At 71.7% G+C, this 20,658-nt stretch carries 19 protein-coding genes; 13 read left to right on the top strand and 6 right to left on the bottom strand.

The features are described 5' to 3' along the window. Positions 1–206: 206 nt before the first annotated feature. Positions 207–1,142, bottom strand: coding sequence for a 3-carboxyethylcatechol 2,3-dioxygenase (locus tag ACIBQ1_RS58725; RefSeq protein WP_397292022.1), 936 nt, complete (start codon positions 1,140–1,142; stop codon positions 207–209). Then, entirely contained in the window at positions 1,139–2,116 is a 978-nt protein-coding gene (locus ACIBQ1_RS58720) for a zinc-binding dehydrogenase (protein WP_397292020.1), read from the bottom strand. The genes ACIBQ1_RS58725 and ACIBQ1_RS58720 overlap by 4 nt, the downstream gene beginning before the upstream one ends. Positions 2,117–2,217: 101 nt before the next feature. Between ACIBQ1_RS58720 and ACIBQ1_RS58715 the strand changes: the two genes are divergently transcribed. Genes ACIBQ1_RS58715 through ACIBQ1_RS58680 form a run of 8 tightly spaced genes read left to right on the top strand, consistent with a single transcriptional unit; the run spans position 2,218 to position 9,210 of the window. Continuing rightward, a complete protein-coding gene (locus tag ACIBQ1_RS58715) occupies positions 2,218–3,549 on the top strand; it encodes an SRPBCC family protein (protein WP_397292019.1) in 1,332 nt (443 codons plus the stop codon). Beyond that, positions 3,546–3,881, top strand: coding sequence for a non-heme iron oxygenase ferredoxin subunit (locus ACIBQ1_RS58710; RefSeq protein WP_397292017.1), 336 nt, complete (start codon positions 3,546–3,548; stop codon positions 3,879–3,881). The genes ACIBQ1_RS58715 and ACIBQ1_RS58710 overlap by 4 nt, the downstream gene beginning before the upstream one ends. Next, positions 3,878–5,032 (top strand): NAD(P)/FAD-dependent oxidoreductase, encoded by a 1,155-nt coding sequence (locus ACIBQ1_RS58705; protein ID WP_397292016.1) that lies wholly within the window; start codon positions 3,878–3,880, stop codon positions 5,030–5,032. Before ACIBQ1_RS58710 ends, ACIBQ1_RS58705 begins: the two co-directional genes overlap by 4 nt. 10 nt (positions 5,033–5,042) lie before the next feature. Continuing rightward, on the top strand, positions 5,043–5,600 hold the full coding sequence (locus ACIBQ1_RS58700; protein ID WP_397292015.1) for a 3-phenylpropionate/cinnamic acid dioxygenase subunit beta: 558 nt from the start codon (positions 5,043–5,045) through the stop codon (positions 5,598–5,600). Between the two features lie 11 nt (positions 5,601–5,611). After that, a complete protein-coding gene (locus ACIBQ1_RS58695; RefSeq protein WP_397292013.1) occupies positions 5,612–6,445 on the top strand; it encodes an alpha/beta fold hydrolase in 834 nt (277 codons plus the stop codon). Continuing rightward, entirely contained in the window at positions 6,442–7,257 is an 816-nt protein-coding gene (hcaB, locus tag ACIBQ1_RS58690) for a 3-(cis-5,6-dihydroxycyclohexa-1,3-dien-1-yl)propanoate dehydrogenase (protein ID WP_397292012.1), read from the top strand. The genes ACIBQ1_RS58695 and hcaB overlap by 4 nt, the downstream gene beginning before the upstream one ends. A gap of 11 nt (positions 7,258–7,268) precedes the next feature. Then, positions 7,269–8,843, top strand: a complete 1,575-nt coding sequence (locus ACIBQ1_RS58685) for a long-chain fatty acid--CoA ligase (RefSeq protein ID WP_397292011.1) — start codon at positions 7,269–7,271, stop codon at positions 8,841–8,843. A 1-nt stretch (position 8,844) separates the two neighbouring features. Beyond that, the gene (locus ACIBQ1_RS58680; RefSeq protein WP_397292009.1) at positions 8,845–9,210 is read left to right on the top strand and encodes a hypothetical protein; all 366 of its coding nucleotides are present in this window, start codon (positions 8,845–8,847) and stop codon (positions 9,208–9,210) included. A gap of 54 nt (positions 9,211–9,264) precedes the next feature. Here ACIBQ1_RS58680 and ACIBQ1_RS58675 read toward each other — a convergent pair whose 3' ends face one another. Beyond that, positions 9,265–10,047 carry an IclR family transcriptional regulator gene (locus tag ACIBQ1_RS58675; RefSeq protein ID WP_397292008.1) on the bottom strand — a complete coding sequence of 261 codons (783 nt, stop codon included), beginning with the start codon at positions 10,045–10,047 and terminating at the stop codon, positions 9,265–9,267. A gap of 307 nt (positions 10,048–10,354) precedes the next feature. Between ACIBQ1_RS58675 and ACIBQ1_RS58670 the strand changes: the two genes are divergently transcribed. Then, complete coding sequence (locus ACIBQ1_RS58670; protein ID WP_397292007.1) at positions 10,355–11,671, top strand: MFS transporter; 1,317 nt, start codon at positions 10,355–10,357, stop codon at positions 11,669–11,671. Between the two features lie 104 nt (positions 11,672–11,775). Here the strand turns inward: ACIBQ1_RS58670 and ACIBQ1_RS58665 are convergent, their stop codons facing one another. Next, entirely contained in the window at positions 11,776–12,405 is a 630-nt protein-coding gene (locus ACIBQ1_RS58665) for a helix-turn-helix domain-containing protein (RefSeq protein WP_397292005.1), read from the bottom strand. 256 nt (positions 12,406–12,661) lie between these two features. On the opposite strand from ACIBQ1_RS58665, the gene ACIBQ1_RS58660 reads away from it, so the two are divergent. The 3 genes from ACIBQ1_RS58660 to ACIBQ1_RS58650 are packed head-to-tail and all read left to right on the top strand — an operon-like array spanning position 12,662 to position 14,977. Next, entirely contained in the window at positions 12,662–13,075 is a 414-nt protein-coding gene (locus ACIBQ1_RS58660; RefSeq protein ID WP_397292004.1) for a molybdopterin-binding protein, read from the top strand. A 52-nt stretch (positions 13,076–13,127) separates the two neighbouring features. Continuing rightward, a complete protein-coding gene (locus tag ACIBQ1_RS58655; protein ID WP_397292024.1) occupies positions 13,128–13,949 on the top strand; it encodes an ABC transporter permease in 822 nt (273 codons plus the stop codon). Next, positions 13,946–14,977, top strand: a complete 1,032-nt coding sequence (locus ACIBQ1_RS58650; RefSeq protein WP_397292002.1) for an ABC transporter ATP-binding protein — start codon at positions 13,946–13,948, stop codon at positions 14,975–14,977. The genes ACIBQ1_RS58655 and ACIBQ1_RS58650 overlap by 4 nt, the downstream gene beginning before the upstream one ends. 22 nt (positions 14,978–14,999) lie before the next feature. On the opposite strand, the gene ACIBQ1_RS58645 is transcribed toward ACIBQ1_RS58650, so the two are convergent. After that, the gene (locus tag ACIBQ1_RS58645) at positions 15,000–15,470 is read right to left on the bottom strand and encodes a hypothetical protein (protein ID WP_397292001.1); all 471 of its coding nucleotides are present in this window, start codon (positions 15,468–15,470) and stop codon (positions 15,000–15,002) included. A gap of 211 nt (positions 15,471–15,681) precedes the next feature. On the opposite strand from ACIBQ1_RS58645, the gene ACIBQ1_RS58640 reads away from it, so the two are divergent. Next, entirely contained in the window at positions 15,682–16,335 is a 654-nt protein-coding gene (locus ACIBQ1_RS58640) for a cysteine hydrolase family protein (RefSeq protein ID WP_397292000.1), read from the top strand. An 86-nt stretch (positions 16,336–16,421) separates the two neighbouring features. Here the strand turns inward: ACIBQ1_RS58640 and ACIBQ1_RS58635 are convergent, their stop codons facing one another. Continuing rightward, the gene (locus ACIBQ1_RS58635; protein WP_397291998.1) at positions 16,422–20,552 is read right to left on the bottom strand and encodes a molybdopterin-dependent oxidoreductase; all 4,131 of its coding nucleotides are present in this window, start codon (positions 20,550–20,552) and stop codon (positions 16,422–16,424) included. Positions 20,553–20,658 lie beyond the last annotated feature (106 nt).

Raw genomic sequence — 20,658 nt, 5'->3', positions numbered from 1 at the left:
AACGTCCAGGAAGCACGAGTGCTCACCTGCCGGTGGCTACCAGTCCGAAGTCTGCCCGATGACCCGGGCGGATTCGTTAACTCTCATTAGGAAGCTTTCCCCTTTCCCCTCATCGCCCGCCGCGGGTCTGCGGCCGCAAGTCGAGCGTGATGCCGGCGAGCCGGCGTCCGCCAGTCGGTCCACGGCCTCGTCCATGGCGGTCGTCGCTAGCCCTCCGCGGTGGCGACGGCGAAGCCCGCGATCCATTCGGGGATGGCTCGGTAGAAGCGGGAGGTCATTCGGTACTTGCCGGTGGCGGCCAGTGAGGCGAACGCGGCGATCCACGTCCGCACCTCGTGCGCCGAGCCACCGCCCTCCGCGCCCATCCACTCCACGCTCCAGCCGTCCACATCCTTCAGCCGGCCGCTCGCGAGGGTGTCGAGCACGAGGTTGTCCCAGGTCGGATTGATGGGAATCATCGCGGTCGAGCCGGCGGCGTAGTCACGCCCGGCCTGGACCACCCGCTGCTCCCCCCGCGCCCGCTGCTCCGGCGTGGGCGGGTGGCCCTCGATGAGGGCGTCGGCGACGCGGGGCGGGGCGCCCTCCAGCACCGGGACGGGTGGGTCGTGCGACAACCCGCCGGAGCCGAGGAACAGTACGCGCCGGTCCAGCTCGGCGGCGGCCTGGCCGATCGCGGTGCCGAGCGCGCGGACGCGGCTCACCGGCCCGAGCGGGGTGGCCACGCCGTTGACGAAGACGGGCACCACCGGGACGCGGTCGATGCCGCCGAACAGCACCTCCAGCGGCTGCACGAACCCGTGGTCCACGGTCATCCGCGCCGAGATCGTCAGATCGACGCCCCGGTCCAGTACGCCGAGGGCGATGGCGCGGGCGGCCTCGGTGTCCACCGACAGCGGCCCGGCGGCGGAGCCGAAGTCGCCTACCGCGTGGGCCTCGGTGGCCAGGCAGAACGGCGGCATCTCCTTGTAGAAGAAGCCGTTGTAGTGGTCGGGCGCGTACAGCACGACCAGGTCGGGGTCGAAGGCGCGGACGAAGGCGCGGGCCCCGTCCAGGGCGATGTCCACGGCTGCGATGACGTCGGGAGCAGGGTCGTTCTTGCCGATGAGCGGGGAATGGGACAGGCCGACGGCGACGGCGGTCATGAGGTGATCTCCTTTATGACGAGCTTGCCGGTGAGCCGCCCGTCGATCATGAGCTGGAAGCCCTTGTGGATCTCGTCCAGCGGGAGCGTGCGGTCGATCACCGGGCGCAGGCCCGTGGCGTCCAGCAGGTTCAGCAGCGCGACCAGCTCGCCGCGGGTGCAGCCGGTGGAGCCGAGGATGCGCTGCTGCAGGTAGAAGACCCGGCCGAGGTCGGCGGGTGGGTTGGTGCCGCTGGTCGCGCCCGCGATGACGACGGTGCCGCCGGGGCGCAGCGACTTCAGCGAGTGCGACCAGGTGGCCTCGCCGACGGTCTCGATGACGACGTCCACGCGCTCGGGCAGCCGCTCGCCGGTCGGCACGGCGGCCCGGGCACCCCAGGAGAGCGCCTGGGCACGCTTGTCCTCGCTGCGGCTGGTGGCGTACACGATCGCGCCGGCGGCGAGCGCCAGCTTGATCGCGGCCGAGGCGACGCCGCCGCCCGCGCCCTGCACCAGCACGCGGTCCCCGGCCTTGATCCGCGCCTGGGTGAACAGCATCCGGTACGCGGTCGTCCAGGCGACCGGCAGGCACGCGGCCTCGTCGAAGGACAGCCACGACGGCTTGGGGATCAGGTTGCGGGTCGGGACGGTCAGGTACTCGGCGAAGGCGCCGTCGTGCTGCTCGGACAGCAGGGCCCGGTTCGGGTCCAGGGTCTCGTCGCCGCGCCCGGCGTCGGGGTCCGCTATGACGGGGTGCACGATGACCTCGTTGCCGTCCTCGTCGTAGCCGGCGGCGTCGCAGCCGAGGATGATCGGCAGCCGCTCGGGCGGGTGGCCGACGCCGCGCAGTGTCCACAGATCGTGCATGTTCAAGGAGGACGAGACGACCCGGACGATCGACCAGCCGGGCCTGGGCTCGGGCTTGGGGACGTCGTCCAGGACGAGACCGGACAGGGGGTCGGTCGCGCTCTGGGAGACGGCGGTGGCGGCAAGCATGCCGCCAAGGTGTCCGACGACGACCATCGCATGACAGCTCGTGTGCCGTCGTACGGAACGACCGTTGGAACGCGGCGCTCGGTGGCTGTTGTCTGGGCCCCATGACCATCGAATCCCCGCGCGGGGCCCTGCGGCGACCGGCCGAGCTGGCGCCGACCATCGACGTCTCCGGGCTCGTCGACGGCGAGGGCGGGCTGGTGGATCGTGCCGTCTTCACCGACCAGCTGATCTACCGTCAGGAGTTGCGCCGCGTGTTCGCGCCGAGCTGGCTGTTCCTGGCGCATGCCGACCAGTTCCACAAGCCTGGCGACTTCTTCACCACGTACATGGGCGAGGACCCGGTCATCGTCACCCTGGACCGCAGCCGGCGCATCCGGGCGTACCTGAACTCCTGCCGGCACCGCGGTGCCCGCGTCTGCCGCGCCGACCACGGCGCCACCCGCAACTTCACCTGCACCTACCACGGCTGGTCCTACGACCTGGACGGCAAGCTCGTCAGCGTCCCGAACAAGGCGGGCTACCCGCAGTCGTTCGACACGGGGGAGTGGGGCCTGGTCGAGGTGCCCCACGTCGACAGCTACCGCGGCCTGATCTTCGGCACCTGGAATCCCGATCCGGTGCCGCTGCGGGAGTCGCTGGGCGACATGGCCTGGTACATGGACGCGATGCTCGACCACGACGACGAGGGCACGGTCGTGGTGGGCGGCGTGCACAAGTGGGTGCTGGAGGGTAACTGGAAGCTGGCGGCCGAGCAGTTCGCCACCGACTGGTACCACGTCAACATGAGCCACGCCTCGGCGCTCATGCTGCTCTCGCCCACCGGCAAAGGCCCCAAGGACGAGATCGTGCACCGTGCCGGCCGCCAGTACGCGAGCCCCAACGGTCACGGCGCGGGTTTCCCTGTGCACCCGAAGAACCGATTCGACGCCAGAACCGTCCACCGGTGGACGGACTACGCCGCGCTGCGCGAACGCCTCGGCGAGGCCCGCGTCGAGGGCCCGCTGACCAACGGGCACGCCACCGTCTTCCCGAACTTCTCCTACCTGCCGGTCAACGGCTCCATCCGCGTCTGGCACCCCAAGGGACCCGACCGGATGGAGGTGTGGGCCTGGACGATCGTCGACAGGTCCATGCCGCACGAGGTACGAGAGGCGCAGCGGCTGTACAACCTGCGCACGTTCGGCCCCAGCGGCATCTTCGAACAGGACGACGGCGAGAACTGGAGCGAGGTGCAGGCCGTCGCACACGGTTTCGTCACCAACAGCGTGCCGCTCAACTACCAGATGGGCCTCGGCTCCGAACGCGACGACGGCCGCCACCCGGGCACGACCAGCGAGCTCTACAGCGACGCCGCCGGCCGGGCCTTCTACGCGCGCTGGCGCGAGCTGATGACCACCCCCGCCTGGCATGAGGCGCACGAGGAGGACAAATGAGCGACGGCATCAGGGTCGCGGCGCTGGACGACATCCCCGAGGGCGAGGGCATCGCCGTCGACAGGGCCATCACCGGCACCGCGGACGACATCGCACTGCTGCGCGACACCGACGGCAGCGTGTGGGCGCTGGACGACACCTGCACCCACGAGGACGCCTCGCTGGCCGACGGCTGGGTCGAGGACGGCTATGTCGAGTGCCCCTTGCACTCCAGCCGGTTCTGCCTGAAGAACGGCGAGGTCCAGGGCCTGCCCGCCACCCGCGACGCCTGCCCGCACCGGGTCGAGGTACGCGATGGCGAGGTCTACCTCTTCCCGAACGAGGCGCCATGAGAGTCGTGATCGTCGGCGGCGGGATCGCCGGCGTCAGCACGGCGGCGGCCCTGCGGGAGGGTGGCTTCGACGGCGACCTCACGCTGGTCGACGCGGGCGAGCTCCCGTACGACCGGCCGCCGCTGTCGAAGGACTACCTGACCGGGGCCAAAGACCTGAAGCAGATCGCCTTGCGGCCCCCTCAGTGGTACGACGAGCAGTCCATCCGGCTGATCAACCGGACCCGCGTGACCGCGCTGCGCTCAGGGCGCGTCGAACTTCAGGACGGCCCCCCGCTGCCCGCCGACCGCGTGGTTCTGGCCACCGGCGGAGGCGCGGCACGCCCACCCATCCCGGGCTGCGAGCGCGCGCACGTGCTCCGCACGGCCGAGGACGCCGATCGGCTGCGCGCCGCTCTGAGACCGGGCGCCCGTGCGCTGGTGGTCGGAGGGGGCCTGATCGGCGCAGAGGTGGCATCGAATGCCGTCGATCTCGGCTGCGAGGTCGTGCTCACTGATCCGGTGGCCACGCCGCTGGCCCCTGCGGTCGGCGTCGAGCTGGCCGCCTGGCTCCACGAACAGCACGCCACCCGCGGCATCACCACCGTCCAGGCCGGACTGGAGTCGCTCGACGGCGCCGAGGCGACGTTCGCCGGTGGACGCCGCGTGTTCGACGTCGTGGTATTCGGTGTCGGCATGGTGCCCGAGACCGCGCTGGCCGAGGCAGCCGGGCTGAAGGTCGATCGTCGTGTCCTCGTGGACACCGGACAGGTCACCTCGAACCCGGCGATCCTCGCTGTCGGCGACTCCGCGCGCAGTCGCGACGGGCACTGGGAGGCCGCCCAGCACGACGGCGCCCGGGCGGCGGCCACCATTCTCGGCGCGCCGCCTCCCACGCCCACCGCCCCCTGGTTCTGGACGGACCGGCACGGCCACCACGTCGAGGCAGTCGGCCACATGGCGGCGGCCGAGCGGACAGTGGTCCGCGGGTCCTTCGACGACCCCGCGTTCTCGGTGTTCGGTCTGCGCGACGGGCTGGTGGTGGCCGCCGCCGCCGTGGACGACCCCAATGCCGTACGGGCCGCGCGCCGCATGATCGACCGCCGGATCCCGGCCGACCCGGGACGACTGTCCGACCCGTCCGTGAACCTGCGCACGCTGCTGCGCGCCTAGAGGGGAACGCATGACCACCGTGAGCACCGCAGGGGTGCGCGCCGACCGTGAGACCCACTTCGAGGTCGAGCAGTTCTACTACGAGGAGGCCGACCTCCTCGACGCCGGCCGCTATGCCGACTGGCTCGATCTGCTCGCCGACGACCTCGACTACTGGATGCCCACCCGTACCAACCGGCTGCGCCGCCAGCAGGCCCTGTCGGTCGCCGCCCGGGGCGAGGCCGCCTTCTACGACGAGAGCAAGGAGAGCCTGGCCTGGCGCATCCGCCGCTTCGACTCCGGCATGGCCTGGGCCGAGGACCCGCCCTCCCGGACCCGGCACCTGATCACCAACGTGTTGGCGCGGCACGTCGACCCTGCCGAGCACCCCGGCTTCACCGCCGACGACCTGCTCGTCCGCTCGGTGTTCCTGGTCTACCGCAACCGCCTGGAGCGCGAGGAGAACGTCTTCGCCGGCAGCCGTACCGATCTCCTGCGCCGCACGCCAGGCGGCCTCCAGGTCGCCCGCCGGACCATCCTGCTCGACCAGAACATCCTGCTGGCCAAGAACATCTCCACCTTCTTCTGATCGGAGCCCCTGTGAAGCACCACAGCGTGACCACCACGCTCGGCGAGATCGCCGTCGCCGAGACCGGCGAGGGCCCCGTGCTGGTGATGCTGCACGGCGGCGGCCCCGGCGCCTCCGGCGTCGGCAACTACCACCAGAACCTGCCCGCGCTGTCCCGCCGCTTCCGCGTCGTCCTGCCCGACCAGCCCGGCTTCGGCGGCAGCTACCGCCCGACAGAGGAGGACCTCGACAAGCGGTCCATCACCGAGATCACCGTGGACGCCCTCTTCCAGGCGTTCGACGCCCTCGGCATCGAGACCTTCCACCTCCTCGGCAACAGCCTCGGCGGCGCCGCCGCCCTCGCCATGGCCCAGGAACGCCCCGACCGCGTGACCAGGCTCGTGCTCATGGCCCCCGGCGGCGGCTGGCTGCCGTTCGGGCCCACCCCGACCGAGGGGCAGAAGGAGATGTTCCGCTACTACAACGGCACCGGGCCCAGCGAGAAGAAGATGGCCGCGTTCATCCGCACCATGGTCTTCGACCACAAGCAGTTCGGCGAGGACGTCGTCAAAGCCCGCTACGAGGCCTCGCTCGACGACAGCCATATCGCCTTCTACCACCGCTACAACGCCGCCTTCGCCAGGCGCGGTGGCATGGACCCGCTGTGGAAGGACCTGCACCGGATCAAGGCCCCGACGCTGCTGCTGTGGGGGCGTGACGACCGTACGATCACCCTCGACGGCGCGCAGCTCATGCTGAAGCAGATCCGCGACGTGCGGCTGCACGTCTTCGGCCGGTGCGGGCACTGGGTGCAGCTGGAGCGGCAGAGCGAGTTCGAGAACCTCGTCACGGGGTTCCTGGCATGAGCGGCTGGCTCGACGGCTACGCCGCCCTGATCACCGGCGGCGGCTCCGGCATCGGCCGCGCCGTCGCTGAGCGCTTCCTGGCCGAAGGAGCCCGCGTGACCGTCCTCGGCCGCGACCCGGCACAACTCGACCAGGTCGCCGGGGACCCGACCAGGGTGCACAGGGTGACCGCCGACGTGCGCGACTCCGATGCGCTGCACGCCGCCGTCGCCGAGACCGTCGAGCGCTTCGGCAAGCTCGACACCCTCGTCGCCAACGCCGGCGTGTGGGACTACCAGCGCCAGCTCACCCGCCTGACCGGCAAGCAGATCGACGCCGCCTTCGACGAGATCTTCTCCATCAACGTCAAGGGCTACCTGCTGGCCGCCGAGGCCGCCTGGCCGGAGCTGGTCAAGACGCGTGGCAGCATCGTCATGACGCTGTCCAACGCCTCCTTCTACGTCAACGGCGGCGGCCCGCTCTACACCGCCAGCAAGCACGCCTGTCTCGGCCTGATGCGCGAGCTCGCCTACGAGCTGGCCCCCAAGGTCCGGGTGAACGGCGTCGCCTGCGGCGGCATGAACACCGACCTGCGCGGCCCCGAGACGCTGGCGCTCGGCGACCGCTCGATCGCGGCCTCTTTCGCCGAACGCCACGGCAGCCCGCCCATCCCGCTGCACGACTCCAGCACCGACCCGCGCGACTTCACCGCACCGTACGTCCTGCTCGCCGCCCGCGAGCAGAGTGGCACCATCACCGGACACGCCATCTCGGCCGACGGCGGCATCGGGGTTCGGGGGTTCGCCCGTGCCGCCGGCGGCGACCACCTCTGAGGAGCCGACCGATGACCCACCCCCACTCCCCGAAGGTCGACGTCAACCCCGCTTCCGCCGTCGCACGCAACGCCCGCCACTTCGGCGACTCCACCGTGATCCGCTACGCGGGCGGCGACCTCACCTACGCCCAGCTCGACGACAAAGCGGCCCGGCTGGCGACGGTCCTCGCCGACGGCGGGACCGGCGACGGCGACCGGGTCGCGTACCTCGGGCTCAACAGCGCCTCCTTCCTGGTCACCATGCTGGCCGCGTTCAGGCTGGGCGCGATCTTCGTCCCGGTCAACTTCCGGCTCGCCGAACCCGAGCTGGAGAGCGTGCTCCAGCGCAGCGGTGCCACCGTGATCGTGTGTGAGGAGGGGCACCGGGCGAGCGCCGAGCACGTACGCGCCGCGACCTCGCTCACGCGCTTCCTCCTCGTGGACGACGACTTCGAGGAGCCCGCCACCGAGGGCGTCACGGGCTGGGAGCCCTGGTCCGGCCCGATCGCCGCGGCCCAGCCGTTCCCCACGGTGGCGACCAGGACGTTCGACGATCCGGCGATCCTGATGTTCACCTCCGGCACCACCGGCCTGCCCAAGGGCGTCATCCTCACGTACGGCAACGCCTGGTGGAACTCGGTCAACGTGGACACCATGCTCGACACCCGCCGGGGCGACGTGACGTACGCCGCCGCCCCGCTGTTCCACATCGGCGCGCTCAACAGCTTCGCGCTGCGCACGATCGTGCGCGGCGGCACCGTCGTCGTGCGCCGCCAGTTCGACCCGGTCAGGTCTCTCGACGACCTGGTCGCCCACCGGGTGAACTCGATGTTCGCCGTGCCCGCCATGCTCGCCGCGCTCAGCCGCGTGCCCGGCGTCTTCGAGGCCGATCTGTCGCAGCTGCGCTCGATCGTCGTGGCGGGCGCGCCGGTGCCGCCGTCCCTGATCGAGCTGTACGCCTCGCACGGCATCCTGCTGCAGCAGGCATGGGGGCTGACCGAGACCGCGCCGTTCGCCACTCACCTTCCCGCCGAGCACACCCTGCGCAAGCTCGGCTCCGCCGGCATCCCCATGCCCCACACCGAGGTCCGCGTCGTGGACGCCGCCACCAACCAGCCGCTCAAGCCCGGCGAGGCCGGGGAGATCGTCGTACGCGGCCCCAACGTCACCCCCGGCTACTGGGAGAACCCCGAGGCCACCGGGGCGGCGTTCGACGACGAGGGCTGGTTCCACTCCGGCGACGTCGGTCACCTGGACGAGGACGGTTTCCTGTTCATCGTCGACCGGCTCAAAGACATGATCATCAGCGGCGGGGAGAACGTCTACCCGGCCGAGGTCGAGCGCGCCCTGGCCGCCATGCCGGGCGTGGTGGACGTCGCGGTCGTCGGCAGCCCCGACGAGCAGTGGGGCGAGACGGTCGTGGCGGTGGTCTCACTGGCCGGGGGAACCTCGCTCACCCTCGACGACGTCCGCGGGTACGCCGCCGCCCAGCTGGCCCGCTACAAGCTGCCCCGCAGGCTGAAGATCGTCCGGAGCATGCCCAGGAACGCCTCCGGCAAGCTGGACAAGACCGTGATCCGCCGCCTGGTGGACGAGGAGGGCTGAGATGGCCTCGTTGCCGGTCATCGACGGCGTACGTCTGGAGCGGTGCGTGACGGGCCGCCTGCGCGGGGCGTACCCCGTCGGCGCGCGGGACGTGGAGGTCCGGGTCTCCCCGACCGCGACGGGAAAGGCCATGACCCGGCTCCTCCAGCGCGTCACCGAGGCCGTGACCAGGACCGATCCCGGATGCCGCCGCCTGGTGTGCCCGGTGCCGGAAGGCGACCTCGATCGGATGGCGGCGGCCGAGTCCGCCGGCTACCGCTACGTCGTCGACGTCGATCTGCCCGGTGAGCAGCTCAGCCTGCTGGTGCACGAGCCGGAGTGGGTGACCAGGACCGACATGGACCTCGACCGCGTGCTGGGCAGCTGAGCGGCCCGGTCACGCCGTCGCGCACAAGCGGGCCAGGTAGCCTGAGCGGTCAGGTCAGGCTGTCGCGCGCAGGCGGCGGGCGCGGGCCAGCTCCTGCGCCGCCGCCGCGCTCACCCGCCGCAGTGCCGGCGCCTGCGCCCGCGTGTCCAGGCGGCCGGTGGGACCCGACACCGACATCGCGGCCACGGCCCTGCCGCCCCGGCCCATGACCGGCACCGCGACGCAGCGCAGCCCCAGCGTGGACTCCTCGTCGTCGAAGGCGACTCCGGTGCGGCGTATCTCCGCGATCTCGGCCGCCAGCCGGTCGGGGTCGGTGATGGTGTTGGGCGTGAACGCCCGCAGATCGGACGCGAGCACGCGGTGCAGGGCGTCATGGTCGTAGGCCAGCAAGGCCTTGCCGACCGCGGTGCAGTGGGCGGGCACCCGGCCGCCGATGCGCGAGGGGGAGCGGACCTGGCGGTGGCCGTAGAGCTTGGACAGGTAGACCACGTCGGTGTCGTGCAGGGCGGCGAGGTGCACGGTCTCGCGCGTCAGCTCGTACAGGTCGGTGAGGAAGGGGATGAGCAGGTCACGGATGTGGTCGTGGTCGGGGACGTACACGTGCCGGCCGAGCTCGTGCAGCCGCCGGCCCAGCCGGTACTTGCCCTCGGTCTTCTCCACCACGCCGTTGCGCTCCAGCATGCCCAGCACCCGGAACGCGGTGCTCTTGCTCAGCTCGGCGCGCCGAGCCAGCTCGCTGACGCCCAACCCCGTGCCGGCCTGGTCGCCGAGCGAGACCAGGAGACTGACCGCCTTGTCGATGGCCGCGCGGTCATCACGGATGGCGGCCGTGCTCATGGTGAACCTCCTCCTGTACCCGTTCACTTAGTTGGACAGAATGCGGTGATGGGTTGATGTCTGTCAAGATGGACGGGGCGTCAGTTATAAGTGACAGGGGTCGCGGTCCTACCGGCGCCTGTCCGACCGGATGCTCGCCCACGTCGCGATGACGATCCCGCAGGCCGGGCAGTTCGGCTCGCCTGCGGGCTGACCGCCGGTCAAGCACGCGGTGACGTGCCGCTGTGCGGCACAGGAACGTGCCCTTCTCCTCCGCGGGCCCTTCCATGCTCTTGTACCCCCAGTCTTCAGCGGAGGAGCCCCTTCCATGTCCGAGACCGCCGTCCCGTCCGGAACATCCGCGGGCGCCGCGAGCAGCACGCGCGGCGTCTCGCGCGTCGCCGCCGCGAGCCTCATCGGCACCACCATCGAGTACTACGACTTCGCCGTGTACGGCACCGCTGCCGCCCTGGTCCTGGGCCCCGCCTTCTTCCCGACCGGGACCCCGGCGGCGCAGACCCTGGCCGCGTTCCTCACCTTCGCCGGCGCGTTCCTGGCCAGGCCCGTGGGCGTGGTGCTGTTCGGCACCCTCGGCGACCGGCTGGGCCGCAAGCCCGCGCTGGTCGTCTCGCTGCTGCTCATGGGCGCGGCGACGGTCGGCGTGGGCCTGCTGCCGACCTACGCCGACGCGGGGCTGCTCGCTCCAGTGCTGCTGGTGGCGCTTCGCCTGCTCCAGGGCGTGAGCATGGGCGGCGAATGGGGCGGCGCGGTGCTGCTGGCCGCCGAGCACGCTCCTCCCCGGCGGCGGGCGATGTACGCCTCCATCCCGCAGGCCGGCCCGCCGCTGGGCTTCCTGCTGTCCAGCGCGGCGATCCTGCCCACCCTGGCCATCGCCGGACGTGACGGCTTCGCCGCCGGGGCGTGGCGCGTCCCGTTCCTGCTCAGCGCCGTGCTCATCGTCATCGGCATCTGGGTGCGCAGCCGGGTGGAGGAGTCGCCGGTCTTCGCCACCACGCCCCGCCAGGCCACCTCTCGCTTCCCGCTCGGCACGCTGCTCAAGGAGCACCCCGGCCGGTTGCTCCTCGGCATCGGCGCGGCGGTCGGAGGCTCGTCCGTCTACTACCTGACCACCGTCTACAGCCTGCAGTACGGCCCCGCCGCGCTCGGCATCCCGCAGAACACGGTGCTCGCCGCCGCCAGCATCGCCGCGGCCGCCGGCGCCCTGGCCACCGTGCCCGTCGCCCGCCTGGCCGACCGGGTGGGCCGGCGCCCGGTGATGCTGGCCGGCCTCATCGGCTGCGTCCTGTGGGCGCTGCCCATGTTCGGCTCCCTGCGGACCGGGAACGGCCTGCTGATCACCGGTGCGTTCGCCCTCGGGCTGCTGCTGTTCACGTTGAGCTTCGCGCCGATCGCCGCGTTCCTGCCGGAGCTGTTCCCCGCCCGGCTCCGCTACACCGGCGCGTCGACCGCCTTCATCCTGGCCAACACCCTGGGCGGCGGCTTCGCCCCGCTCGTCGCCACCTGGCTGAACACGCAGTGGGCCTCGCCTCTGGTGCTCGGCGTCTACACGGGCACGCTCTGCCTGGTGAGCCTCGCCTGCGTGCTCCTCCTGCCCGAAACCCGGGAGCAGGAGTTCTCCCGATAGGGGCGTTACATGGGCTATGTGGTCGGCATGCCGCGCGGAGGCTGACGAGGTCCGGGTCGCCTACGAGGCCTCCCGGACCGTACAACGGGCGTGAACCCGGTGTTTCAGAGGGCGGGCTCGTCATGGGGCCGCTCGCCATGGGTGCGGGACACCCGCATGGCCCCGGTGCCCGGCTGCACCCGCGGCACGCTGACCACGACGTGCACCACGCTCTCACCGTCGAGCGACTCGTACACGTGGGGACGATCACCCGGATAACGCACGAAGTCTCCGGTGCCCAGCTCCACCGCGGACTCGACCGGGCCCACCCGTACGTGGCCGCTGATGACGTACAGGTGCTCCAGCGTGCCCACCGGATGGGGAGCGGACGGCTCGGCCGGGCCGCCACCGGCTGCGGGCGCGATGCGCAGCAGGTAGTTCTCGATCACGCCGGAGCCGTAGACGTGGTCGAGCGAGCGGGACTCGTAGCCGCCGTGCCGTTGCCACACCACCTCGTCGCGGCGCTGCACCACCATCACCTGCTCCCGCTCGGCCACCAGCCGCGTGACCGGCACGCCCAGCGCGTCCGCGATGGAGAACAGCGTGTCCACCGTCGGGTTGCCCACCCCCTGCTCGATCGTGGACAGAGTCTGCTTGGCCAGCCCCGCCTGCCGAGCCAACTCGGCCAGCGACATGCCCCGCTGCTCCCTGAGCAGGCGCATGTTACGCGCCACAACGGCGTTTCCCGACGACACGTCACCACTGTAGGTGTAACGCCCCGCTCACCGCATACCGCGCTCACGGTCATGCGTCAGCGGTACGGACCCGCGTCATTGCCTGATCTGCGAATTTCACCGGCTGCGAGCCACTCGCGCTGCCCACCGCCCACAGCCCGCATGGGGCGTTTCTCGCCAGTCTCGTGAATGCCATGGTGGAACGCCAGATGAAGTCGCTGTTTCCGAGTAAGGCCGATATTCGGGCTGGAAAGTGCGAAGGGTATGGTGAAGGCTTGTGGCGACGTTTCGGATCAGCGAGGCCGCGGCGCTGCTCGGGGTCAGTGCCGACACCGTCCGCCGCTGGGTGGACGCGGGACGGCTGGCGGCCGAGCGGGACGAGCACGGCCATCGGCAGGTAAACGGCGCCGATCTGGCCGCCTTCGCCCGTGCTCAGGTCGAGGAGATCGAGAGCGGCGGCCGTTCCTCGGCGCGTAACCGCTTTCGCGGGATCGTGACCGAGGTGCTCAGGGACTCGGTGATGGCCCAGGTGGAGATAGCCGCCGGGCCGTTCCGGGTGGTGTCGCTGATGAGCCGCCAGGCCGCCGACGAGTTGGGCCTGGAGACAGGGGTGGTGGCGGTCGCCGTGATCAAGTCCACGAATGTCGTCGTCGAGATCCCCGGTCACGAGCGCGTGACCAGCAGCCCGTGAGGAGCCCTTGATCCGCATGGCCGATCCCGAGCGCGCCGGCCGGGCGGACCCGATGGACGGGTCCGCCGGTCGGGGGTTCACGGGCCGCCGGGCCTCCGGCCGGCTGCCGTGGATGCTGGTGCTGCCGGCGCTGGTCGGGCTGGCGTTCCTGGTGCTGCCGCTGGCCGGGCTGCTGATCCGCGCCCCTTGGTCCACGCTGCTGGAGCGGCTGGCCGAGCCGCAGGTGCTGGAGGCGTTGCGGTTGTCGCTGGTGTGCGCCACCGTCGCGACCGTGCTGTGCCTGCTGTTCGGGGTGCCGCTGGCGTGGCTGCTGGCTCGGGTGTCGTTTCCCGGGCGGCGGCTGGTGCGGGCATTGGTGACCGTTCCGTTGGTGCTGCCGCCGGTGGTGGGTGGTGTGGCGTTGCTGCTCGTGCTGGGGCGGCGCGGGCTGGTCGGGCAGTGGCTGGAGTCGTCGCTGGGGATCACGCTGCCGTTCACCACGGCGGGGGTGATCGTCGCGGAGGCGTTCGTGGCGATGCCGTTCCTGGTGATCAGCGTGGAGGGCGCGCTGCGGGGAGCCGACCGGCGTTTCGAGGAGGCCGCGGCCACGCTGGGGGCCTCGCGGTGGACCGTGTTCCGGCGGGTCACGCTGCCGATGGTCATGCCGGGTGTGGTGGCGGGGGCGGTGTTGTGCTGGGCGCGGGCGCTGGGCGAGTTCGGTGCGACGATCACGTTCGCGGGCAACTTTCCCGGCACCACCCGTACGATGCCCCTGGCCGTCTACCTGGCCTTGGAGACCGAGCCGGAGGCGGCCATCGTGCTCAGCCTGGTGCTGCTGGCCGTCTCGGTGATCATTCTGGCCAGCCTGCGCGACCGGTGGGTGAGCGCGCCATGATGCTCCAGGCCCGGCTGGTGGTCAGCCGGCCCGCCTTCACCCTGGACATCGCGTTCGAGGTGGCGCCGGGTGAGGTGGTGGCGCTGCTCGGTCCCAACGGCGCGGGCAAGACCACCGCGCTGCGCGCCCTGGCCGGGCTCACCGCGCTGTCCGGCGGCGAGATCGTCCTGGACGGCCGGGGCCTGCACACCCTGGCCGCCGAGCAGCGCCCGATCGGCATGGTCTTCCAGGACTATCTGCTCTTCCCGCACCTGTCCGCGCTGGACAACGTGGCCTTCGGGCCGCGCTGCCAGGGCGTCTCCAAGGCCGAGGCCCGACGCGCGGCCGCCGCCCTGCTGGAGCGGGTCGGCCTGGCCGAGCGGGCCGCCGCCAGGCCGCGCCAGCTGTCCGGCGGGCAGGCCCAGCGGGTCGCCCTGGCCCGAGCCCTGGCCGTCGAGCCACGGCTGCTGCTGCTGGACGAGCCCCTGGCGGCGCTGGACGCGCACACCCGGCTGGAGATCCGTTCGCAGCTGCGCCGCCACCTGGCCGACTTCGACGGGGCCACCGTGCTGGTCACCCACGACCCGCTGGACGCCATGGTGCTGGCCGACCGGCTGATCGTCATCGAGAACGGCGCCGTCGTCCAGCAGGGCAGCCCCGCCGAGGTGGCCCGCCATCCGCGTACCGACTACGTCGCCCGCCTGGTCGGGCTCAACCTGTACCGGGGCGTGGCCGACGGGGCGCGGGTCGAGGTCGGCGAGCTGCCGATCAGCACCACCGAGCACCTCACGGGGCCGGTGTTCGTCGCGTTCGCCCCCGCCGCCGTGGCCCTCTACCGCACCCGCCCGGACGGCAGCCCGCGCAACCTGTGGGAGGCGCGCATCGACGGCATCGAACGGCACGGCGACAACATACGCGTCCACCTCGACGGGCCGATCACCGCCTTCGCCGACATCACCCCCGCCGCCCTGGCCGACCTCGACCTGACTCCGGGCCAGCAGATCTGGGCCTCGGTCAAGGCCGGCGAGACCCACGCCTACCCCGCATGAACGGCGGCGTACACCGCTCCGTTCATGCCCATAACCGGTCGGCGGCGCACACCCTGATGCCGGTGACCCGGCTGATGTGCCGCGATCCGCAGCGATCTCCGGGCATCACCAGGTGCGGTCCCCACTCGGTCAGGTCCTGGCAGTCCATGGTGACGGCGAGCAGCGCCGGGGTGTTGCCGAACTCGGGGTCGATCTCGCCCCACGACAGCACGGCGCGGTGGCCGTCGCGCCCCAGCACCGCGATCAGGTAGCGCAGCCGGTCTTTGCGCTCGGCCGGGTCGAACAGCGGTTCGGCGGCCCGGAGCACATCGAGGAGCAGCGGTCCGGTGAAGTAGTGGCGTCGCTGCCCGGACGTGCGGCATTCGAAGCTGACCGCCGCCTCTCGCTGCGGCATCGAGCCGAGCATCGCGACGCTCAGCAGGGCAGGCCGGCGCACGTCGCCCCACAGAGACAGCTGACCGGCCGTAGGGAGATCGATCGACGTTGGCCGCACGGCCGCCTCCTCGCCCTCGTCATGCCTGCCCTTCGCTTGCCCACCGTCGCGCGAGCTCACACGTATCTGCAAGGTCTTTTCGGCATTTCCATGGCAGATGAGATGATGATGGGGTTTATGCGCTCTTCCTCTCGTGACCCCGGACCGCCATGAGGTCGTTCGGCGCGTGATGCGATGATTTCGGGTGAGACCCCGCGGAGGACGACCGTTCATGAACGCCATCACCGATCCCCACCTGGCACCTCGCTGGGCCACCTCGGCGCTGCTGACCATCGACGTGCAGCGCGACTTCCTGTCCGAGGCGCCGTACGGCGTCGCGGGCACCACCGAGGTGCTGCCCACGCTGGCCGGGCTGGCCGCCGCCTTCCGCGCCGCCGGGCGGCCGATCGTCCACATCGTCCGGCTCTACCAGCCCGACGGCCGCGACGCCGACCTCGTACGGCGCACGCTGCTCGCCGGCGGTGCCGACATCGTGACGCCCGACAGCCCCGGCAGCGCCATCGCCTCCGAGCTGCTGCCGCCGGGCGCGCCGCCGCTGAAGCCCGACCTGCTGCTGTCCGGCGAGCCGCAACCCCTGGCCGAGCGCGAGATCGCCCTGTTCAAGCCGCGCTGGGGCGCCTTCTACCGCACGCGCCTGGACGAGCTGCTGCGCGGCTGGGACGTGGACACGCTCGTCGTGGCCGGCTGCAACTTCCCCAACTGCCCGCGGGCGACGCTGGTCGAGGCGAGCGAGCGGGACTACCGGCTGGTGCTGGCCGGCGACGCCACCTCACGGCTGCACGAGGTCGGGCGTACCGAGATGACCGGCATCGGCGTCACCCTCCTGCCTGCCCAGGCCATCATCGCCGCGTTGCGCACGCTCTAGAACCGATGGGAGAGCGGCTGGTCGTCGGGCGTCCGTGAGCTGATCGCGCTCCCGGCGCGACGTGGCCGGCCGCGCGGGGGAGGCCTTCAGTACACGTCGCGGACGTAGCGTTTCGTCGCGGCCAGCTGTTTGACGTAGGCGGCGGCGTCGTCGGGAGCCAGGCCGCCGTGGCGGGCCGCGATGTCGCGCAGGGTCTGGTCGACGTCCCTGGCCATCCGGGTGGCGTCGCCGCACACGTACACGTGAGCGCCGTCCTGCAGCCAGGCCCACAGCTGCAGGCCGTGCTCGCGCATCCGGTCCTGTACGTAGACCTTGGCCCGCTGGTCGCGGGAGAAGGCCAGGTCCAGGCGGGTCAGCAGGCCGTCGTCGTGCAGCGTGGCCAGCTCGTCGCGGTAGTAGAAGTCGGTGGCGCGGCGCTGCTCGCCGAAGAAGAGCCAGTTGCGGCCGCGGTGGCCGAGGGCCCGGCGTTCGTCGAGGAAACCGAGGAAGGGGGCCACGCCGGTGCCCGGGCCGATCATCACCATGGGGGTGCCGGAGTCGGAAGGCGGCCGGAAGTGCGTGGTGGGCTGGACGTACACGGGGACGGTGGTGCTCTCGGGGCTGTCGGCCAGGTACGCCGAGCAGGCGCCGCCCCGCGCCGTGCCGCGCGGGTTGCGGAAGCGCACCACCGAGACCGTCAGGCGTACCTGATCGGGGCTGGTGAGCGGGCTGGAGGAGATGGAGTACAGGCGGGGTTGGAGCCGCTTGAGCACATCGGCCCACTCCTGGGCCGTGGCGCGCACGGGGAGCTCGGCGAGCACGTCCACGGCCTGGCGACCCCACACCCATTTGTCCAGCTCGCCCTTGTTGCCGGGGCGCAGGAGCCGGGCGAGGTCGCGGTCGTGGGTGCGTTCGGCGACGAACCTCAGCAGGCCGGGGGTGATCTTGGTGATGTCGAGGTGGCGGTGGAGGGCCTCGCGAAGTCGCAGCGTGCCCAGGCCGGGGAGCTCGACGGTGTCGGCGGGGCTGAGGCCGGTGCCGGCCAGCCATTCCATGACCAGGTCGAGGCTGTTGGCGGGCAGCACGCCGAGGGCGTCGCCCGCCTGGTAGGTCAGCTCACCGCCGGTCTCGAAGGTGAACTGGCGAACCTCTTTGGCCGAGCCCGGCAGGCTGAGCAGCCGGTTTCCGGTCAGTGTCGCGGTGAAAGGGGCCGTACGGGAGCCGGTCGGGGCCGGCGGCGCGGCCGTTGTCGGTTCGCTCCGCTCCGCCCCGGGTTCGGCCAGGGTGGTGAGGAGCTGGTTGAGCCAGGTCAGGGCGCGCTCGTGCTCGTCCGGCTCGCAGTCCACGCGTGGCGCGAGGCGGAGCGCGCCGAGCTCTTCCAGCCGCCGGTCGAGCCGGCGGCCGTGGCCGCAGAAGTCGTCGTAACTGGAGTCGCCGAAGGCGAGGACCGCGTAGCGCACGCCGTCGAGCCGCGGCGCTCCGGGCCCGGCGAGGGCGTCCCAGAAGGCGGCGCCGTTGTCGGGGGCCTCGCCGTCGCCGAACGTGCTGGAGATGATCAGCAGGTCCGCGTCCGGCGTCAGGGCCTGCGGGGCGTAGTCGGCCATGCTGACCAGCCGGGCGCTGCGGCCGGCGCCCGCCAGCCGTTCGGCGCTGGTCGCGGCGAACTCCTCGGCGTTGCCCGTCTGAGAGGCCCACAGGATGACGACCTCGCGGGCCGGGGTCTCCGGTTCGGCGGGCGCGGGCTCTTGCGCCGGGAGGACGATGCGGGAGAAGGCGCCGGCCAGCGCCCCGTTCACCCACAGGGCGTGGTCCGGCGCGAAGGGGGCATGACCCGGCAGCACCGGTACGTCGGCTCCTTCGAGCGGCGCGCTCGCCAGGCCGGACAGGAACCCGGACAGATAGCGGCGTTCCGTCGGCGAGAGCTCCGGCGGGGTCAGGTCGGCGAGGCCGAACAGGCCGTGCAGCGCGGCGACCGGCGTCCGCGCCGGGCCAGTGGGGTTTTCCGGTGAAACCTGCCCGGACGCCGGGGCGGAGGTGGTCGCGCTCGCCTCCGGGGCGACCTTGGCGAGGGAGACCGCGCACACCTTCAGCTCGGGCTGGAAGGAGATGGGGTCGACGGCGTCGCTGGTGACGGCGTTGACGCTGAGGTACTCGCCGAACAGGTCGTTCCAGTGGAACGGCGCGAACAGGTTGCCCGGCATGACGCGGTCCGTCACCACCGCGGGCAGCACGGCCCGCCCGCGCCGGGAGGAGACCGCCACGAGGTCGCCCTCGCCGATGCCGTGCCCGGCGGCGTCGGCCGGGTTGATCTCCACGAACGGGCCGGGGTTGAGCTTGTTCAGCTTCGCGATCTTGGCCGTCTTGGTGAGCGTGTGCCACTGGTGCTGGACCCGCCCGGTGTTGAGCACGTACGGGAAGGTGTCGTCGGGCAGCTCGGCGGGGGGCAGGTGCGGACGCGGGAAGAAGACGGCCCGGCCGTCGGGGGTGGCGAAGGCCAGCCGCGGGCCGCTGCCGTCCTCGCGCGTGAGTGGCTCCTGGCTGCGGCCGTCGTTGAGGTAGCGGACCGGGTTGCGCTCACCGGAGCCGGGCGGGGCGGGCCACTGCACCGGGGTCTCGCGCAGCCGGTCGTACGTCACGCCGCGCAGGTCGTACCCGGTCGCGGGGTTCCACGCCCGCTTGATCTCCTCGAACACCTCCTCCGCGCTCGAATAGGAGAAACCATCCTCGAACCCCATCTCGCAGGCGACCCTGGCGATGATCCGCCAGTCCGGCAGCGCCTCCCCGGCCGGATCGACGGCCTGCCGGAGCAGGGTGAGGTTGCGCTCCGAGTTGATCATCACGCCTTCGGTCTCGGCCCAGAGAGCGGCGGGCAGGACCACGTCGGCGTAGGCGTTGGTCTCGGTGGCCGCGAAGACGTCCTGCGCGACGACGAACTCGGCGGCCTCCAGACCCGCGATCACGGTCTTGCGGTTGGCGACGCTGGCCACGGGGTTGGTGCAGATGATCCAGCACGCCTTGATCTCGCCCTCGGCCATCCGGGAGAACATCTCGATCGTGCCCTGCCCGACGTCGGTACGCAGCGCGCCGGGCGCGATGCCCCACAGGTCCTCGACGAACCGGCGGTCCTCCGCCACCAGCACCGAGCGCTGCCCGGGCAGGCCGGGGCCCATGTAGCCCATCTCGCGGCCGCCCATCGCGTTGGGCTGGCCGGTCAGCGAGAACGGGCCGCTGCCCGGACGGCAGATCGCGCCCGTGGCCAGGTGCAGGTTGCACAGCGCGTTGGTGTTCCAGGTGCCGTGGGTGCTCTGGTTGAGCCCCATCGTCCAGCAGCTCATCCACTCGCCGGCCTCGCCGATCCACCGGGCCGCCTGGCGCAGGTCGGCCTCGGGGATGCCGGTGAGCTCCGCGACCTTCGCGGGCGGGTAATCGAGCAGGAACTCCGGCATGGCCTCCCAACCGCGGGTGTGCTCGGCGACGAACTCCTCGTCGACGTGCCCGTTCTCCACCAGCAGGTGCAGCAGCCCGTTGAGCAGGGCCAGGTCCGTGCCCGGCCGGATCTGCAGGAACAGGTCGGCCTTGGCGGCGGTGGCGGTGCGCCGCGGGTCCACCACGATCAGCTTGGCGCCGGCCTTGACCCGGTCCATCAGGCGCAGGAACAGGATGGGGTGGCAGTCGGCCATGTTCGCGCCGATGACGAAGAACACCTCGGCGCGGTCGAAGTCCTCGTACGAGCCGGGCGGGCCGTCCGAGCCCAGCGACAGCTTGTAGCCGCTGCCCGCGCTGGCCATGCACAGCCGCGAGTTCGACTCGATCTGGTTGGTGCCGACGAAACCCTTGGCCAGCTTGTTGGCCAGGTACTGGGCCTCCAGCGTCATCTGGCCGGACACGTAGAACGACAGCGCGTCGGGCCCGTGCTCGTCCAGGATCGCGCGCAGCCGCCGGGCGGTCGCCGTGATCGCCGCGTCGACCCCGCTCTCCTCCTGCTGCACGCCCCTGGCGGGCCTGACGAGCGCCCGCTCCAGCCGGCCCGGGGCGGCGAGCAGGTCGGCGCTGGTGGCCCCCTTGGTGCACAGGCGACCGGCGTTGGCCGGGTGGCTCTTGTCGCCGGACACCTTGACGACCCGGCGCCGCCCGTCCGCGTCCTTGGCCACGTCCAGGACGATCCCGCAGCCGACCCCGCAGTAGGAGCAGACGGTCTTCACCCGCGCGCCGGCGTTGTCCGGGTCTGTCGCCGTCATCGGCCCTTCCCTTCGACAGGGCCTGAACGACGTTCCCGATCAGCGGGCGCGCCGCAGCCGAACTGGGCAGATCCAACGCGCAAAACGTAAGAAACATGCGTTACGG

The organism is Nonomuraea sp. NPDC050153 (assembly GCF_044460125.1).
Lineage (GTDB): Bacteria > Actinomycetota > Actinomycetes > Streptosporangiales > Streptosporangiaceae > Nonomuraea.
This window is presented reverse-complemented; position numbering and strand designations above follow the sequence as displayed.

Excerpts from the sequence above, each read along its gene's own strand:
- ACIBQ1_RS58655 (WP_397292024.1), top strand. The coding sequence starts at position 13,128 with ATGGACGGGTCCGCCGGTCGGGGGTTCACGGGCCGCCGGGCCTCCGGC.
- ACIBQ1_RS58670 (WP_397292007.1), top strand. The coding sequence starts at position 10,355 with ATGTCCGAGACCGCCGTCCCGTCCGGAACATCCGCGGGCGCCGCGAGC.
- ACIBQ1_RS58720 (WP_397292020.1), bottom strand. The coding sequence starts at position 2,116 with ATGCTTGCCGCCACCGCCGTCTCCCAGAGCGCGACCGACCCCCTGTCC.
- hcaB (WP_397292012.1), top strand. The coding sequence starts at position 6,442 with ATGAGCGGCTGGCTCGACGGCTACGCCGCCCTGATCACCGGCGGCGGC.
- ACIBQ1_RS58640 (WP_397292000.1), top strand. The coding sequence starts at position 15,682 with ATGAACGCCATCACCGATCCCCACCTGGCACCTCGCTGGGCCACCTCG.
- ACIBQ1_RS58680 (WP_397292009.1), top strand. The coding sequence starts at position 8,845 with ATGGCCTCGTTGCCGGTCATCGACGGCGTACGTCTGGAGCGGTGCGTG.
- ACIBQ1_RS58710 (WP_397292017.1), top strand. The coding sequence starts at position 3,546 with ATGAGCGACGGCATCAGGGTCGCGGCGCTGGACGACATCCCCGAGGGC.
- ACIBQ1_RS58705 (WP_397292016.1), top strand. The coding sequence starts at position 3,878 with ATGAGAGTCGTGATCGTCGGCGGCGGGATCGCCGGCGTCAGCACGGCG.
- ACIBQ1_RS58685 (WP_397292011.1), top strand. The coding sequence starts at position 7,269 with ATGACCCACCCCCACTCCCCGAAGGTCGACGTCAACCCCGCTTCCGCC.
- ACIBQ1_RS58650 (WP_397292002.1), top strand. The coding sequence starts at position 13,946 with ATGATGCTCCAGGCCCGGCTGGTGGTCAGCCGGCCCGCCTTCACCCTG.
- ACIBQ1_RS58715 (WP_397292019.1), top strand. The coding sequence starts at position 2,218 with ATGACCATCGAATCCCCGCGCGGGGCCCTGCGGCGACCGGCCGAGCTG.
- ACIBQ1_RS58635 (WP_397291998.1), bottom strand. The coding sequence starts at position 20,552 with ATGACGGCGACAGACCCGGACAACGCCGGCGCGCGGGTGAAGACCGTC.
- ACIBQ1_RS58675 (WP_397292008.1), bottom strand. The coding sequence starts at position 10,047 with ATGAGCACGGCCGCCATCCGTGATGACCGCGCGGCCATCGACAAGGCG.
- ACIBQ1_RS58700 (WP_397292015.1), top strand. The coding sequence starts at position 5,043 with ATGACCACCGTGAGCACCGCAGGGGTGCGCGCCGACCGTGAGACCCAC.
- ACIBQ1_RS58725 (WP_397292022.1), bottom strand. The coding sequence starts at position 1,142 with ATGACCGCCGTCGCCGTCGGCCTGTCCCATTCCCCGCTCATCGGCAAG.